Annotated in this window: 11 protein-coding genes; 3 read left to right on the forward strand and 8 right to left on the reverse strand. The window is 62.1% G+C overall.

Annotated features, from left to right (window positions below):
- On the reverse strand, positions 1 to 3,957 hold a 3,957-nt coding region (locus DOM58_RS00005; RefSeq protein WP_157957461.1), incomplete at its 3' end, for a retention module-containing protein.
- A 282-nt stretch (positions 3,958 to 4,239) separates the two neighbouring features.
- Between DOM58_RS00005 and DOM58_RS00010 the strand changes: the two genes are divergently transcribed.
- Positions 4,240 to 5,493 (forward strand): pyridoxal phosphate-dependent aminotransferase, encoded by a 1,254-nt coding sequence (locus DOM58_RS00010; protein ID WP_110691284.1) that lies wholly within the window; start codon positions 4,240 to 4,242, stop codon positions 5,491 to 5,493.
- Between the two features lie 70 nt (positions 5,494 to 5,563).
- Here the strand turns inward: DOM58_RS00010 and DOM58_RS00015 are convergent, their stop codons facing one another.
- The gene (locus DOM58_RS00015; RefSeq protein WP_110691285.1) at positions 5,564 to 6,556 is read right to left on the reverse strand and encodes an adenosine deaminase; all 993 of its coding nucleotides are present in this window, start codon (positions 6,554 to 6,556) and stop codon (positions 5,564 to 5,566) included.
- A gap of 72 nt (positions 6,557 to 6,628) precedes the next feature.
- Positions 6,629 to 7,261, reverse strand: a complete 633-nt coding sequence (locus DOM58_RS00020; protein WP_075563071.1) for a LysE family translocator — start codon at positions 7,259 to 7,261, stop codon at positions 6,629 to 6,631.
- Positions 7,262 to 7,310: 49 nt separating this feature from the next.
- On the opposite strand from DOM58_RS00020, the gene DOM58_RS00025 reads away from it, so the two are divergent.
- Positions 7,311 to 7,868, forward strand: coding sequence for a DinB family protein (locus tag DOM58_RS00025; RefSeq protein WP_110691286.1), 558 nt, complete (start codon positions 7,311 to 7,313; stop codon positions 7,866 to 7,868).
- A gap of 7 nt (positions 7,869 to 7,875) precedes the next feature.
- On the opposite strand, the gene DOM58_RS00030 is transcribed toward DOM58_RS00025, so the two are convergent.
- The 5 genes from DOM58_RS00030 to DOM58_RS00050 all read right to left on the reverse strand — a co-directional run bounded on the left by DOM58_RS00030 (position 7,876) and on the right by DOM58_RS00050 (position 13,848).
- A complete protein-coding gene (locus DOM58_RS00030; RefSeq protein ID WP_110691287.1) occupies positions 7,876 to 8,592 on the reverse strand; it encodes a haloacid dehalogenase type II in 717 nt (238 codons plus the stop codon).
- Positions 8,593 to 8,684: 92 nt separating this feature from the next.
- On the reverse strand, positions 8,685 to 10,274 hold the full coding sequence (locus DOM58_RS00035) for a PucR family transcriptional regulator (protein ID WP_110691288.1): 1,590 nt from the start codon (positions 10,272 to 10,274) through the stop codon (positions 8,685 to 8,687).
- Positions 10,274 to 11,770, reverse strand: a complete 1,497-nt coding sequence (locus tag DOM58_RS00040; protein ID WP_223162110.1) for an NAD-dependent succinate-semialdehyde dehydrogenase — start codon at positions 11,768 to 11,770, stop codon at positions 10,274 to 10,276. The genes DOM58_RS00035 and DOM58_RS00040 overlap by 1 nt, the downstream gene beginning before the upstream one ends.
- A gap of 120 nt (positions 11,771 to 11,890) precedes the next feature.
- A complete protein-coding gene (locus DOM58_RS00045; protein WP_110691289.1) occupies positions 11,891 to 12,667 on the reverse strand; it encodes a DeoR/GlpR family DNA-binding transcription regulator in 777 nt (258 codons plus the stop codon).
- Positions 12,668 to 12,843: 176 nt separating this feature from the next.
- Positions 12,844 to 13,848, reverse strand: coding sequence for a nucleoside-specific channel-forming protein Tsx (locus DOM58_RS00050; protein WP_245392084.1), 1,005 nt, complete (start codon positions 13,846 to 13,848; stop codon positions 12,844 to 12,846).
- A gap of 294 nt (positions 13,849 to 14,142) precedes the next feature.
- On the opposite strand from DOM58_RS00050, the gene DOM58_RS00055 reads away from it, so the two are divergent.
- On the forward strand, positions 14,143 to 15,414 hold the full coding sequence (locus DOM58_RS00055) for a NupC/NupG family nucleoside CNT transporter (protein WP_110691290.1): 1,272 nt from the start codon (positions 14,143 to 14,145) through the stop codon (positions 15,412 to 15,414).
- The last annotated feature ends 125 nt before the right edge of the window (positions 15,415 to 15,539 follow it).

A 15,539-nucleotide genomic window follows, 5' to 3' on the forward strand; every position in this document is an offset into this window, starting at 1 on the left:
GCGGCTCTCGCCGGCGGCCAGAGTGTCGAAGTCGGTGCCCGGCGTGAAGTTGTAGCTGCCGTCGCTATTAAAGCTGAGGCTGCCGTTGCCGGTGCCAACATCCGTCGCCAGGTCGTAACCGGCGATGGTGCCATCGATATCGGTCGCTGCCGGCACCTGCCCGCTGAGAGCGCTGTTCTCACCGATGCTGCCGGTATCAGCCCGGGCCACTGGCACATCGTTGGTACCGATCACGGTTACAGTCAACGTCGAGGTGGCCGTGCCGCCCTGGCCGTCGCTGACGGTGTAGCTGACTTTAGTGGTGTCGGTCTGACCCGCGGCCAGGCGATCGAACGCCGAACCCGGATTAAAGCTGTAGGAGCCGTCGGCGTTAAGGGTAAAGGTCCCACCGTTGGAGCCGGTGATGGCCTGCCCCACGCTACCTGCTACGCCGTTGACAGCGCCGACGCTCAGGATGCCTCCATCGACATCGCTGTCATTGGCCAGCACGCCCTGGGCCGCGGCGACATTGAGAGTAGCGTTCTCGCCCGTGCTGCCGGTGTCGGCACGGAGGACCGGGGCATCGTTAGTACCGATAATATTGATAGTGATGGTCTGACTCGCGGAACCATCAGCCGATTTCACCGTAAATGCCTCGGTCCGAACCTGACCTTCAGCAAGGTATTGAACCTTACTGTTATCGGCATTGAAGGTCCATAGACCGTCAGCCGTAACGGAGAGCGAGCCCAACGAAGAGGTGACGCCATTAGTCGTTCCACTAGCGCCCGTGAAGGTCACGCTACTCAGGTTGAAACTCGACTGCCCGGTATCGATGTCGGTTACCGAGAGCGAACCCGTCGTAGTAAGTTTCCCACCGCTAACGTTGCTATCTTCAACGACGCTACCAACAGCAGGACCGCTGATGATAGCCACATCGTTCGTACCAACGATCGTTGCAGTCAATGTGGTTACTGAAACATTGCCGTGGCCATCACTGACGGTGTAACTGATCTGGGACGTGGTTTTTTCGCCCGCAGCGAGTGAGTTGTATGTATCGCCCGGCAAAAATCGATAACTGCCGTCGGATTGAACGATGAACGTTCCGCCGTTAGAGCCGGCAATGGATTTTCCAACGCCCTCCGAGCTGCCATTGATAGCGACGACATGCAGCGTCGACTTATCGCTACCCAAGTCGGCATCGTTGGCTAGAACACCGTGCGCAGCATCGATGCTCAGCGCCTGCTCCTGCTGGGTCGAACCCGTGTCGGCAATCGCTGTCGGCGCGGTGGTATCGACGCCGTAGGCATGTGTCGTCGTTGCCGTGCCGGTATTACCGGCGGCGTCGGTGTGAGACACGGAGGCACGGATGCTGTCGGTACCGGCATTCGCCAGCACCGTTCCCGGTACCGCCACGCTGAAGGTGCCATTGGCCCCGACCGTCGTGGTGTAGTTCTGGCCACCCACGGAGACCGTCACCGTATCGCCCTGGGCCGCGTCGCCGCCGGCGGTGCCACTCAGGGTAACGTTCTGCCGCGATTCGGCGGCATTGATCACGTCATCGCCAGCCACGGTGTTGAGGCTGATCGAGACGCTCGGCGCGGCGGTATCAACGCCGTAGGCATGTGTCGTCGTCGCCGTGCCGGTGTTGCCGGCAGCGTCGGTGTGAGACACGGATGCACGGATGCTGTCGGTGCCGGCATTCGCCAGCACCGTTCCCGGTACCGCCACGCTGAAGATGCCATTGGCGCCCACCGTCGTGATGTAGTTCTGGCCGCCCACGGAGACCGTCACCGTATCGCCTTGGGCTGCGTCGCGGCCCGCGGTGCCACTCAGGGTAACGTTTTGCCGCGATTCGGCGGCATTGATCACGTCATCGCCAGCCACGGTGTCGAGGCTGATCGAGACGCTCGGCGCGACGGTGTCGACGCCATAGCTGCCGGCGGTATTGGCGCTGCCGGTATTGCCCGCCGCGTCGGTGTGGCTGACCACCGCGCTGACGCTGGAATTGCTCGCCAGCTGTGAGCCCGGCACGTTGATCGAAAACGTGCCGTCGGCCTTGAGCGTGCCGGTGTAGGACTGATTACCCACCGTCAGCGTCACGCGATCGCCGCTGGCGTATTCGCCGCTGACCTGGCCGCTCACCGGGATCGATTGATTGGCTTCGGCCGCGTTGACGACATTGTCACCGGCGATGGTATCCAACGTGATGCCGAGCGTCGGCGCGGTGGTATCGACGCCGTAGGCATGTATCGTCGTTGCCGTGCCGGTATTACCGGCGGCGTCGGTGTGAGACACGGATGCACGGATGCTGTCGGTGCCGGCATTCGCCAGCACCGTTCCCGGCACCGCCACGCTGAAGGACCCATTGGCCCCGACCGTCGTGGTGTAGTTCTGGCCGCCCACGGAGATCGTCACCGTATCGCCTTGGGCCGCGTCGCCGCCGGCGGTGCCGGAGACGCTGACGTTGCTCTTGGCTTCCGCCGCGTTGATGACGTCGTCGCCGGCCACTGTATCGAGGCTGATCGAGACGCTCGGCGCGACGGTGTCGACGTCATAGCTGCCGGCGGTATTGGCGCTGCCGGTATTGCCCGCCGCATCGGTGTGGCTGACCACCGCGCTGACGCTGGAATTGCTCGCCAGCTGTGAGCCCGGCACGTTGATCGAGAACGAGCCGTCGGCCTTGACGCTGCCGGTATAGGTTTGATTTCCGACCGTCAGCGTCACGCGATCGCCGCTGGCGTATTCGCCGCTGACCTGGCCGCTCACCGGGATCGATTGGTTGGCTTCGGCCGCGTTGACGACATTATCACCGGCGATGGTGTCCAGCGTGATCCCGAGCGTCGGCGCAGTGGTATCGACACCATAAGCGTGCGTCGTCGTTGCCGTGCCGGTATTACCGGCGGCGTCGGTGTGACTGATGACCGCCGTGACCGTTGAGCCCGCCGCGCTGGCGAGGAGGCTGCCTGGCACCACGACGCTGAAGGTCAGATCGTCAGCGACCGCCGCCTGATACTGTTGGCCACCGATGGCGACGGTAACAATATCTCCAGCGACGGCATCGCCGCCCGCGCGCCCCGTCAGTGTCACGGGCTGCCCGGACTCTGCGGCATTGACGACGTCGTCACCCGCAATCGTGTTCAACTGTACGGTTGGCGCCGGCGCGTCGACATCGACACTGTAGGGCCGCGTCGATGTCGCCGTGACCACACTGCCTTCACCGACATGCGTCAAGGTCGCCGTTGCCGATGGAAATTGCGCCAGCAGGCCTCCCGGAACGACCACCGAGAAGCCAAGATCCTCGCCCAGAACCGTAGAATAGGCGACGCCACCAATCGTGACCGTGACCTGATCACCAGCGACGGCATCACCGCCGCCTTTACCGCTGAGCGTAATGCTCTGTCCCGACTCCGCCAGGTTGACGATATCGTCGATCGCAATGGCATCGAGACTGACGCTGACCACCGGTGATGGCCCCGTACCCTCACCCGTTGTCGAACTGGCTTCAGGGCTGAAGCTCGCGGGCGTCACCGTCACTCGACCGAGATCCGAGGAAGACGCCGCATAGCGGTAGGTGCTGGACTCTTCACGTCCGGTTCGAGCGATATCGAAAGGTGCGGAGAATCCGCCACCCTCCGATAGATTCCCGCCACCATCTGCCCCGGCGCCGGCTGCAGGCGCTTCCTGAATCGCGGTCGGATCCTGACCGGACGCAATGGCCGCTTGGAGCGATGCCACATCGGGATCCGCAGAAGCGGGGTCCGCTGCGATGACCGTGGCAACGCCTTCGATGATCTGCAGAGTCACCGGTTGCCCGGCGTTCAACGGCAGGATCGTTCCGTCGGCAAGCACAAGACGACCACCATCCGGGGCGAACAACGAGGCACCTTCTGGAATCGCCATCCCCTGAACCACGGGCTTGCGGGGATCCATCAGGAAAACATTGCCATCCACTCGGACGATAGTGACGAGAGCAGCCATCGGTATCTACCTCAGCAATCTGGAAAAGCGGAGACGAAGTAAACTTCATCAATGCGCAAAATGTAACCGTTTAGTATCCAGGATCAACATAATTTTATTTATGCCCTGGTACGTTCTCATTAATTGTCGCGCGACTTTTTACAAAGCTTAGCAAATAGAGACTCTTGCGAGAGGTTAACTGGCATCCGTCCGATCAAAGCGCCAATTAGCATGCCAACGGTGAGCGTTATATGATCGATCAAGGCCAGATTTCCACTTTCGATGCCAACAGCGAGCCCTTCCATGTCCGATGTCATCCCCGCCGGCCTGCGCCGATACTGCTCTTCCCGCGTTCAGGAAATGCCCGACAACCAGATCGTCGCCGTCGCGGATCTAGCCCGTCATGACGCCTCGGTCGTGAGGCTATGGATCGGCGAGGGAGATCTGCCTACTCCGGATTACATCAAGCAGGCGGCGGTGGATGCACTGGGACAGGACGATACCCGCTACAGCTACTCTCAGGGCTTGCCCGAGCTTCGCCAAGCGCTCTCCGGCTACCATCGTCGGCACTGGCAGGTCGATGTCTCCAGCGAGCGCTTCTGCGTTTCCATTGGCGGCATGAACGCCGTCACCATGGCTATGCAGGCGATTCTCGACGAGGGCAGCGAAGTCATCATGCCGACGCCCGCCTGGCCCAATGCCCGCCAGATGATCGAGATCGTCGGCGGCGTGAACGTATCGGTTCCCTTCGGTTTTTACCCCGATGGCAGAATCGAGCTCGATCTGGACAAGCTGTTCGCGAAAGTGACGGACCGCACCCGCGCGGTTTTCATCAACTCGCCTTCCAATCCTACGGGCTGGCGCATGCCGCTCCGGGACATGGAGCGGTTGCGAGACTTCTGTCGGGAGAAAGACCTCTGGATCGTGGCCGACGAGGTCTACAACCACTTCGTCTATGATGATCGAGGTCAGGACGGCGGGCAGCAGCCGAGTGGACACGGCCCGGCGGCCTCTTTCCTGCAGATCTGCGAGCCAGACGAAAAACTGCTGGTAACCAACACGTTCTCCAAGAACTGGTGCATGACCGGCTGGCGCGCGGGCTGGATCGTGTTCCCGCAGGGTATGGATCAGCTTTTCGCTCGACTATGCCAGTACAACACCACGGGCGTGGCATCGTTCATCCAGCGGGCCTGTATCGCGGCGCTGGAAGATGGCGACGCCTTCATCGCTGAACAGGTCGAACGCTGTCAGGCCTCGCGGGATATACTGGTCGAGGGTCTGGCGGCGCTGGACAACGTGACGGTGTTTTCTCCGCAGGGCACCTTCTATCTCTTTTTCAAGGTGCACGGTCTGGGCGGCTCGAGCCTGGACACGGCCAAGCGGATCCTGCGGGAGGCCAAAGTCGGCGTGGCGCCAGGCAGCGCTTTCGGCCCGGAAGGCGAAGACTATCTGCGGATCTGCTTCGCCATCGACCCCGCGCTTGCCAGGGAAGCACTCGATCGACTGGTCCCGTTTCTGGCCGCGCTGGCGGGAGCATCGCAGGACGTCACCGCCTGATGGCTTGCCGCCCTGAACGAATCTGCCCGGCATCGTCGCCGGGCAGTCGTGACACCAGATTCGAAACCGATCAGCAGCTCGACAATCGCTTCAACAGCTCGCTGCGGCGCTCTTCAGACATGAACGCGACCTCGATGGCATTGCCCGCCAACTCCCTGAACAGATCGCGATCCCAATCGAACGCCTCGAAACAGGCGATGTAGTTCTCCAGCACCCCGCCGCCGAAATAGGCCGGATCATCGGAATTGAGCGTCACTTTCACCCCCTGCTCGAGCATCGCCGGTAGCGGGTGGTCGGTCATCGCCTGGACGACCTTCAATCGCACGTTGGAAAGCGGGCAGACCGTCAGCGGAATCTGCGACTCACGCAGCCGTTCGACGAGTTCGGCATCCTGCAGGCAGGCGACACCATGATCGACCCGGCAGATATCGAGCACATCCAGCGCTTCGCTGATATAAGCCGCCGGGCCTTCTTCTCCGGCATGCGCCACGCGGGGAATGCCCAACGCCTTGGCCCGTTCGAATACGGCTGCGAACTTGGCGGGCGGATTGCCCATTTCCGCACTGTCGAGACCGACGGCATCGATCAACTCGTAATAGGGCGCCGCTTTCTCCAGCAAGTCCATCGCATCAGTGGCATCGCGATCACGCAGGAAACTCATGATCAGCGCTGTTGTCATGTCCCATTGACGCGCTGCATCCCGCATGGCACGTCGCAGGCCTTCGAACGGCACCGCCAGCTCGACACCTCGACTCAAGTGCGCCTGCGGGTCGAACGACAGCTCGACATGCACCACGCCCTCTTCCTGCGCTCGTCCCAGATACGCCATCGCCAGGTCGTAGAAATCCTGCTCGGTGCGCAACACCCGCATCCCCTGATAATAGAGATCCAGGAACGACTGCAGGTCGCTGAAATCGTAGGCAGCCCGCACCTCGTCCACTGTCGCGTAGGGGAGAGAAACGTTGTTACGCGCCGCCAGCGAGAACATCAGCTCCGGCTCCAGCGAACCCTCGATATGTAAATGCAGTTCGACCTTGGGTAACTCACGCAGCCAAGTCTTCACGAGCGCTCCTCGCCATTGGAATGGATGCGACTCAGGATGCCGAAAATGACGCGAGGAAGAAAGCCGACCGTTCTACACCCGTGTCGCCAGCACCTTGATGCCCAGTGCGATCATCGCCACACCCAGCACCCGATCGATCCAGTGGCTGAAACGCTTGAACGCGCGATGGATCGGCGGCGTGGAGAGCAACAAAGCCACCGCCGAGAACCAGCCGAGCTGGATCAGCATGATCCAGGCGCCGTAGATGGCGATCTGGTAGAGCGGCATATCGGGTGACAGCACGATGGTGAACAGCGAGACGAAGTAGATCGGCGCCTTGGGATTGAGCGCGTTGCAGAGAAATCCCATACCGACGGTGCGCAGCGCCGAACGGGGCGGCGCGACGGCCACCGCGCTCGGGCTCGCTTCGGTGGAGGCCGGACGCGAGCGTAATCCCTTGACGCCGAGATAAAACAGGTAGGTTCCGCCCAGTAGCTTGATCGCCCACAACGCCTCGGCGGAGTTGGCGATCACCGCGGCAAGCCCGAAGGCGGAATAGACGATATGAATGGATAACCCCAGCGCGATGCCGAGACTACACAACAGCCCGACGCGCTTACCGTGATTCAGTGTCTGCTGGGTCACCAGCACGAAGTCCGGCCCCGGCGAGGCAGCCGCCAGTAAATGCACGAAAGTGATGACGATCAGGCCGTGTAGCATTTCCATGACGATTCCTGAGATGCTGGAAAGAAGACGATTGAGTCGGTGCCGAACCATGATCGAATATTTTCGCCAGCAAGCCTACTGCAACCTGTGGTCGAACCATCGGCTGTTGAAGGCCTGTGCCCGCCTGCCCGAGAACGCGTTTCAGGCGCGACGGAGCAGCTTCTTCCCGTCGATTCACGCCACGCTCAACCATATCCTGATCGTCGACGCCTACTATATCGATGCCCTAGAAGGCGGCACGCTGGGCCAGCGCGCCTTCGATGACGAGCGGCCCTACTCTCGTGTCGACACGCTGTGGCCCGCCCAGGAAACACTGGATAGACGCTTGATCGCGATCTGCAACGCACTCGACGATGCCCAGCTGACCGCCGACATCGCACTCGAACGGGCCGATCGCCGGCAACTCGAACCGGCACATCGCGTGCTGGCCCATCTGTTCGTGCATCAGACCCATCACCGCGGCCAGGTTCACGCCATGCTTTCGGAAACCGACGTCGCTCCGCCGCAGCTGGACGAATTCTTCATGCGGGAAGAAGCCCCGCTGCGGCGGGAAGAGTTTGCGACGCTGGGCATCAGCGAAGCGCAGGTGTGGTCTTCGCGTCGCTAGAGCCCGATCACATCGACTGCCGATGCGCTTCGGCCAGTTCCGCCATGCTGTTAAAACGGAAGTCGACCGTCGGCATGTCGCCGGGGTTCATCGTCGCGCCGAAACCTTCCTTGTCGTGGCGGCGGTAGATCCAGCAGTTGGCGAGGCCATTGTGGTTGGCGGGCTGATGATCGTGGAACATGCTCTCGGCGGTATGCAGGATCTGCGACTTGTCGATGCCGCGCTCGCCGAGCTTTTCCAGCATGTAGTCGAAGTTGCGCTGTGCCGGCTTGTAGGAACCGATATCTTCGGCGGTGTAGACCGCATCGAACTCGACGCCTAGCTTGCGCTGGCTGTAGGCAAAGCTCTCGTTATCCACGTTGGAGAGCACGACCAGCTGGTAGTGCTGCTTGAGGTAGGCGAGTGACTCGGCAGTATCGGCGAAAGCCGGCCACTGCTTGACGAAGTCGCCATAGGCCAGGCACTCGTCGTGGCTCACCGCCACGCCCCACTCCTCCGCCAGACGCTTGTAGACGACCGCCAGCAGTAGCCGATACTGCAGATGCGGCGTGTAACGCTGCTGGGTCGATTCGTGCCGGGCGTGCGCCTCGAGAATCTGATCGCGGCTCAGATTCCGGCCGGTTCGTTCGAGTAGCGGCTGCAGCCCGGCGACCATGCCGCTCTCCCAGTCGATCAGAGTGCCGTAGACGTCGAACGTCAGGGTGGTGAAATCGGTCAGTTGCATGAGGGTCTCTCTCTTCTGTGTCTGATCATGTCTGGCACGGTTCTGTGGACATCGGGCCGGAGGTTCGAATGCGTCCTTCGATTATCTGTCGATCACCAATCGGCATCGGCACTGAGTAGGCGCATCGCCACCTGTAGCTGCAGCCGGGTGTCGACGTCGTTCAGGTCCATGGCAAGCGCGGTCTCTAGCCGCTCGATGCGATAGCGAAGGGTGCTGATGTGAATATCGAGGGCACGCGCCGTCTGCGCCAGCTGAAAACCGCTGTGCGCCAGTGCCGTGAGCGTCTCGATAGCGTTCTGCCGTCGCGCGCCTTGCCCCAGGGCGCGTGAAATACGCTCGAGAAACAGTCGTCGAGCCTCACCGTCGCCTTCCAGTACTCGGCTGAACAACAAGGTTTCAAAATCCCGGCGCTCGCCGGCCTTGAGCGAGGGCAGCAGTCGGGCCACGTCACCGGCGCCCTCGGCGATGGCTGTCGCGCCCTGCACCTTACGACTGACCGCCATGGCGGCCTCGCCGTCGCTCAACGCCCGCCACAGCACCTCGGTCGAGACCTCGGCACGCACCAGGAACAGCAGCTGATTGAGCGACACGGAGATCAACCGTGGCAGGCCGAGCGCCTCGAGACGATCGCCTAGCCGGCGCTCCCACCGTTCGCGTCGTAGCAAACCTTCCCGGCTCAGTGGTACCGGCTCGTTGAGCAGAATCGCGCAGACGTGATAGCCGGCGTGAGGATCCCACCCATGCAAAGACGCCCGCTCCAGGGCCGCCGGCGTGGCCTCGAACCGACCCTCGAGCAGCGAGTCGACGAAGGCGTAACCCAACCGGGTTTCCTGCGCCTGCAGCGCCTGCTGGTGGGACAGGTGGAGCGCCGAGATCAACGCGGCCTGCTCGGCCGCCCGCTGTTCGAGCTCGCTGATCGGGGATACCGTCTCATCGATCCACAGCATGGCAGCCGGCGCCCCCTGAATTCGGACCGGACAGGCCAGCAACCGGCCCCCGTCCCTCTCGCCGAGAGAGCGAGCCGTGGCCTCGTCCAGAAACTGCGCCTCGCTCAGCATGGCCGGCGTAGGCTGGCGCATGGCATCGAACTCGGCACTGCCGCCCAGCCATTCACCCTCCAGCCCGGTGAAGAGCACGTCCCGCTCGAGCAAAAGGCTCAACGCCGTGGCGATGTCGCCCAAGCTCCGCGCCGTCAGGGCCGAACGGGTGAGATCGCGGTGAATACGTTCCGCCCGCGCGATCAGCTGGCCCTGCCGTGCAATCAGCCAGGCATGCACTTCTTCGGTGATCTGGCTGAACGGCACGTCCCAGGGAATTTCCAACAGCGGAAAGTCGAGCGATTCGGCCACGCGACGACTGGTCTCCGGGAATGCGGTCAGAAATCGGGGCACCGCCAGCGCCACGCCGGCCAGGCCCTTGTCGACTAGCGCCTCGATCAGCGCTCGCTCGGCCTTCGGCTCGTCGGGCCAGTGATAGCCGGTGGTCAGCAGTAGCTGGCCTTCACGAACCCAGGCGATGATGTCGGGATGATCGACCATATGGACCCAGCTCAGCGGCCGCCCTAGCGAGCGCTCGCCGGCCACCACCCGAGCATGGCGCAAATTGGTTTCCCGCAGCGCCGTGGCAAGATCGAGTTCGATCGCTAACCGCGCGCCGACGGGCGCTTCATCCCGGTTCGTCATCAGCCGTCCAGTCGCGTCGAGACGAACTTGAGATCGAGATATTCGTCGATGCCGTAGCGGCCGCCCTCACGGCCGAGACCGCTATCCTTGACCCCACCGAACGGCGCCTGCGGTACGGAAGGCGCACCGTCGTTGACCCCGACGATGCCGTAATCCAGCGCCTCGGAGACGCGCGACGCGCGGCCCAGATTTCGCGTCCACAGATACGCGGCGAGCCCGAACGGCGTGGCGTTGGCCGCCGCGACCGCCTCGTCTTCGCTGTCGAAGACGATCAGCGGTGCCACGGGGCCGAAAGTCTCTTCCTGCATGATCTGCATGTCGCTGGTGACGTCCGCCAGCACCGTCGGCGCGACGAAGAAGCCGTCGACATCCCGCTCCGCCGTCAAACGCTTCGCGCCCTTGGCCAGCGCATCGTCGATGTGAGACTGCGCCTTGTCGCGCCCAGCCTGGCTGGCCAGCGGGCCGATCTGGGTCGACTCGTCTTCTGGCTGGCCGACGCAGAGCGCGTCCACCGCAGCGGTCAGACGCGCGGAGAACGCCTCGAGAATGCCACGCTGTACATAGATGCGGTTGGCACAGACGCAGGTCTGGCCGCCGTTGCGGAACTTGCTCGCCATCACTTCGGTGACGGCGGCCTCGATATCGGCATCGTCGAAAACCAGAAACGGCGCATGGCCGCCCAACTCCAGCGACATTCGCTTCATGGTCGCGGCGGATTTGGCGTAGAGATGCTTGCCGACCGGCGTGCTGCCGGTGAAGGTGACCTTGCGGATGCGTCGGTCGCTCATCAGTTCATCGCTGATTGCGGCCGGGCGCTCAGCGGTGATGACCTGGAACACCTCTGGCGGCCCGCCGGCCTGCTGCCACAGCTGGGCCAGCAGCAGCGCCGTGATCGGCGTCTGCTCCGCCGGCTTGACGATCACCGAGCAGCCTGCCGCCAGCCCCGGTGCCACTTTGCGGGTGATCATTGCCGCCGGGAAGTTCCAGGGCGTGATCGCCAATACCGGGCCGACCGGCTGACGCAGCACGGCGAGCCGCTTGTCCGGATGCTGGCTGGGCAGGATATCGCCGTCGATGCGCTTGGCCTGCTCGGCGTACCACTCCAGGAAGCTGGCAGCGTAATCGACTTCACCCCGCGCTTCGCGGATCGGCTTGCCCATCTCCCGCGCCATGGTCACGGCGAGGATCTCCTTGGCCTCGAGCATCGCCTGGTGCCAGGCCTTGAGCAGCACCGCACGCTCGAAGGCAGTGGTCTTGCGCCAAGACTCGAAGCCACGCTGGGCATTGTCGGCGGCAAGCCTGGCCTGTTCGACACCGCAGTCGGCGACTTCGGCTATCACCTCTCCGCTTGCGGGAGAGCGCAAGGCGTAGCGCCCCATGTCGGTGGCATCGAAGCCGACGATGGCGGCGGGATAGTAGGCGGCATCAGCGGGCGCTTTGAGCGATACGAATTGATTCTGAAGAGACGATGATGAAGGCGTTGATGAAAAGGACATCGATCCGGTCACCTGTTCGAAAAGTAGGAAGTCCAGCCATCCTACCCCCGCGACAAGACGAATACTTCCTGCACAAAGCAGGATTTAGCTGTCACCAATACCCACTCACGACAGGAGAATTCAAACCACTTCGACCTTCGGGGCATCGCTCTCATTCATTCGAGCGCGCCATGCTCGACCCGGGTCGCCGGTGGTGACCAGCGTGTCGAAATCGGACAGGTCGGCGAAGAACGCTGCGCGCATCACGTCGAGCTTGCTCTCGTCGGCGACGATGATGCGCCGTTCTGCATGTTCGATGGCGGCCTGTTTGGGTGCCACCTCATGAAAATGGAAGCAGCTGGCGCCCTTGTCGACATGGACACCGGCTGCGGAAATCAGCGCCTTGTTGATACCCAGACGGCGGATCGCCGTGGTGACGTCCTGCCCGCCGAAGGATTCCGAAGCGGCGTAGTAGAGGCCTCCGAGCACGACGAGGCGCATATTGGGCATGTCGCGCTGGCTGAAGGCGTTGGCGACGTTGAGCGCGTAGGTGACGATGGTCACGTTCATGTCGCGCGGCAGCAGTGCACATAGCGGCATCAAGGTGGTGCCGCAGTCGACGAACACGGTATCGCCCTCTTCGATCATCGATGTCACGGTCTCGCAGAGACGCTGCTTGGCCTTGGCGTAGCGGTCCTTCTGGGCATCGAGGTTGTAGGCAGCGGTGAACTGGGGGTTGTCGGCCATGACCAGATGCCCGCCGAAGGAGACGATGGAACCATTGCTGGCAGCGATATCCCGCCTCACCGTCATCTCGGAAACGTCGCACAGCGTTGCCGCCTCGGCCAACGGAAGGGTTCCACTGCGCCTGATCGCCTCGCGAAGTCTTTCCAGCCGTACCGCACTGCGACCATTCATGACGTTCTCCCGATGTTGTCGGCCCATCGACCTTATCCCCGATCTCTCTCTGGAACGCAACGAGGAGCCCGGAGGCTCCTCGTCGATAACGCCCATCGCTGTCAGATAGGAGCGTTTAGACCAGAAATGTCAGATCAGAACTGTCGGACCAGTGCTGCTAAGCCAGAACTGCCAAGTCAGAACTGCCAGCCGACGCCGAAGTAGTAACCCCAGCCGGTGGAGCGCAGCTCGAAACCATCGCCGTGGCTGTTGGGGAACGGCGCCATTTCGCCATCGTTCCATTGGCCACCGTTATGGAAGTAACGCGCCACTGCCATGAACCGCAGATGCGTGAACTGGTACAGCAGCACGTTGGTCGCCACGGTCGACTCGTTGGTACGGGTCGGGTCGTTATCGCCCAGATCCGAGCCGAAGTCGTGGTTGGTGAAGCCGACGTAGACCAGTGAGGCACCGTTATCGAAGCTGCCCAACGGATAGGAGTAGTTCAGCTGCGCGCGATAGCCGTCCCACGAGTTCTCGTTGGCGGCGCCGTAGTTTTCCCACTGGCGACGTTTGTAGAAGTTGAACGAGAGCCCCAGCGGGGAACCGGTCTCGATATCGGTGCCCAGACCGGCATAGAGCGTGTTCTGACGGCTTTCCGTGGTGTGGCCCCAGTCGAAGATGTAGTCGAAGGCGACGAACCACTCCTTGAACGGGCCGACGCTCAGGTCCTGACCGGTCATGTCGTCGATCGACAGCCGCGGTTCCAGCTCCATGAACACCGGCGAGCCCTTGTCGAAGATCCCGCTATCCGCGGCGTTGCCGGTACCGAAGAACTTGGGAAAATCGATATAGCCGTAAAGATCCAGCGGCCCTTTACGCCCGAAAAACTCATACTCCAGATAGATATCGTCAACCTGCTGCGGCCCGAAGCGAATGTTCTTGCTGCCGATGACCGTGACGTTCTGGTGGTACCAGTCGGAAAGATAGGGACCATCGGCCGTCTGCCCTTCCGACGTTGGTCCTTCGTCAGGCGTCTCCTGCTCGATGACCGGCGCCTCGCCCTGGTCATCTGCCCACGTCGGCGCGGCTGCCAGCGTCATCGACCCTACGCCTAGCGACAGCGCCAGCAAGCTGGCACTTCTCCCCGTCGACCACACTCTCGCCGACCACGCGACCGGCTGCGCAATTTTCTCTACCATGCCATCCCCCTACTTTGTTGTTATGGCGTGTTGGTTCCCATTTTGTGACTATTCTTACATTCCCGGCTTTGCACCTCGACCGGCATTCTGCCTCGCAACTATCGATGACGATTTGCTGAAAAGCGCCCAAAAACACTATATATGGGCAATAGTTCGCTTTTCGCTACTCTATGAGCTTGTGACGATAAAAACAACAAGTGACGAACAAAACCAAAAAATGTTAAAAAGATCTCAAGAAATCGCTCTTTCCCATCGCGTTTTCTACCTACCGGGACCAACACCAAGGACAACAACATGACACTCCTCATGGGTCTGGTCGGCGTCGTCGTGCTACTGCTGATCGCGCTGATCTTTTCGAGCAACCGCCGGGCGATCAGCCTGCGCACCGTCATCGGCGCCTTTGCCATTCAGGCCGGCATCGGGGCTTTCGTGCTCTACGTGCCCTTCGGGCAGGCCGTGCTGGGATCCGTCTCCAGTGCCGTCAGCCAGGTCATCAGCTATGCCAACGACGGCATCGGCTTTTTGTTCGGCAACCTCGCCGATCCGACCAATGTCGGCTTCGTCTTCGCGATCAAGGTGCTGCCGATCATCATCTTCTTCTCGTCGCTGACGGCCGTTCTCTACTATCTGGGCATCATGCAGTGGGTCGTGCGGATTCTGGGTGGCGCGCTGCAGAAGGTCCTGGGCACCTCGCGCACTGAATCGCTCTCCGCCACCGCCAATATCTTCGTCGGCCAGACCGAGGCTCCGCTGGTGGTACGCCCGTTCCTGGCCAGCATGACCAAGTCTGAACTGTTCGCAGTCATGTGTGGCGGGCTCGCATCCGTTGCCGGTTCCGTTCTCGCCGGTTACGCCGAGCTCGGCATTCCCATGGAATACCTGATCGCCGCCTCGTTCATGGCCGCGCCCGGCGGTTTGCTATTCGCCAAGATTCTGATGCCGGAGACGGAGAATCCCGACGATGACACGCGTCAGGCCAAGGACGTGCTGGAAGCCGAGGACAAGCCGGCCAACGTGCTTGACGCTGCCGCGTCCGGCGCCTCATCGGGCCTGATGCTGGCCGCCAATGTCGGCGCCATGCTGTTGGCCTTCATCGGCCTGATCGCGATGATCGACGGCATCCTGGGTGGTGTCGGCGGCTGGTTCGGGATGGACTCGTTGAGCCTGTCGATGATCCTCGGCTGGCTGTTCTCGCCGCTGGCGTTCGTGCTCGGCATTCCCTGGCATGAAGCGACGCTGGCAGGCTCGTTCATCGGTCAGAAGCTGGTGGTCAACGAATTCGTGGCCTATATCAATCTGGCGCCCTACATCAGCGGCGACACCATGGTGGAAGCGACCGGGCAAGCGATGTCCGCCCACACCGCCGCGATCCTGTCGTTCGCGCTTTGCGGATTCGCCAACCTATCCTCCATCGCGATCCTGCTCGGCGGTCTCGGCACGCTGGCCCCCAGCCGTCGCCCGGAGATCGCTCGTTACGGGCTCAAGGCGGTACTCGCCGGCACGCTCTCCAACCTGATGTCGGCCACCCTGGCCGGGATCTTTCTGTCGCTGGCCGGTACTGCCTGATCCAGGACAGCCTGATCCGAGATGCATGAATCACGAACGCCATGAGGATCCGGCAGACTCGAGAGGGATGAATTCGAGAGCGCATGCCGGATCCTGGCCGACTCGGGACACGACAACGGCAGGAG

Origin of the sequence: Salinicola halophyticus (genome assembly GCF_003206695.1) — a bacterium.
Taxonomy (GTDB): Bacteria; Pseudomonadota; Gammaproteobacteria; order Pseudomonadales; family Halomonadaceae; genus Salinicola; species Salinicola halophyticus.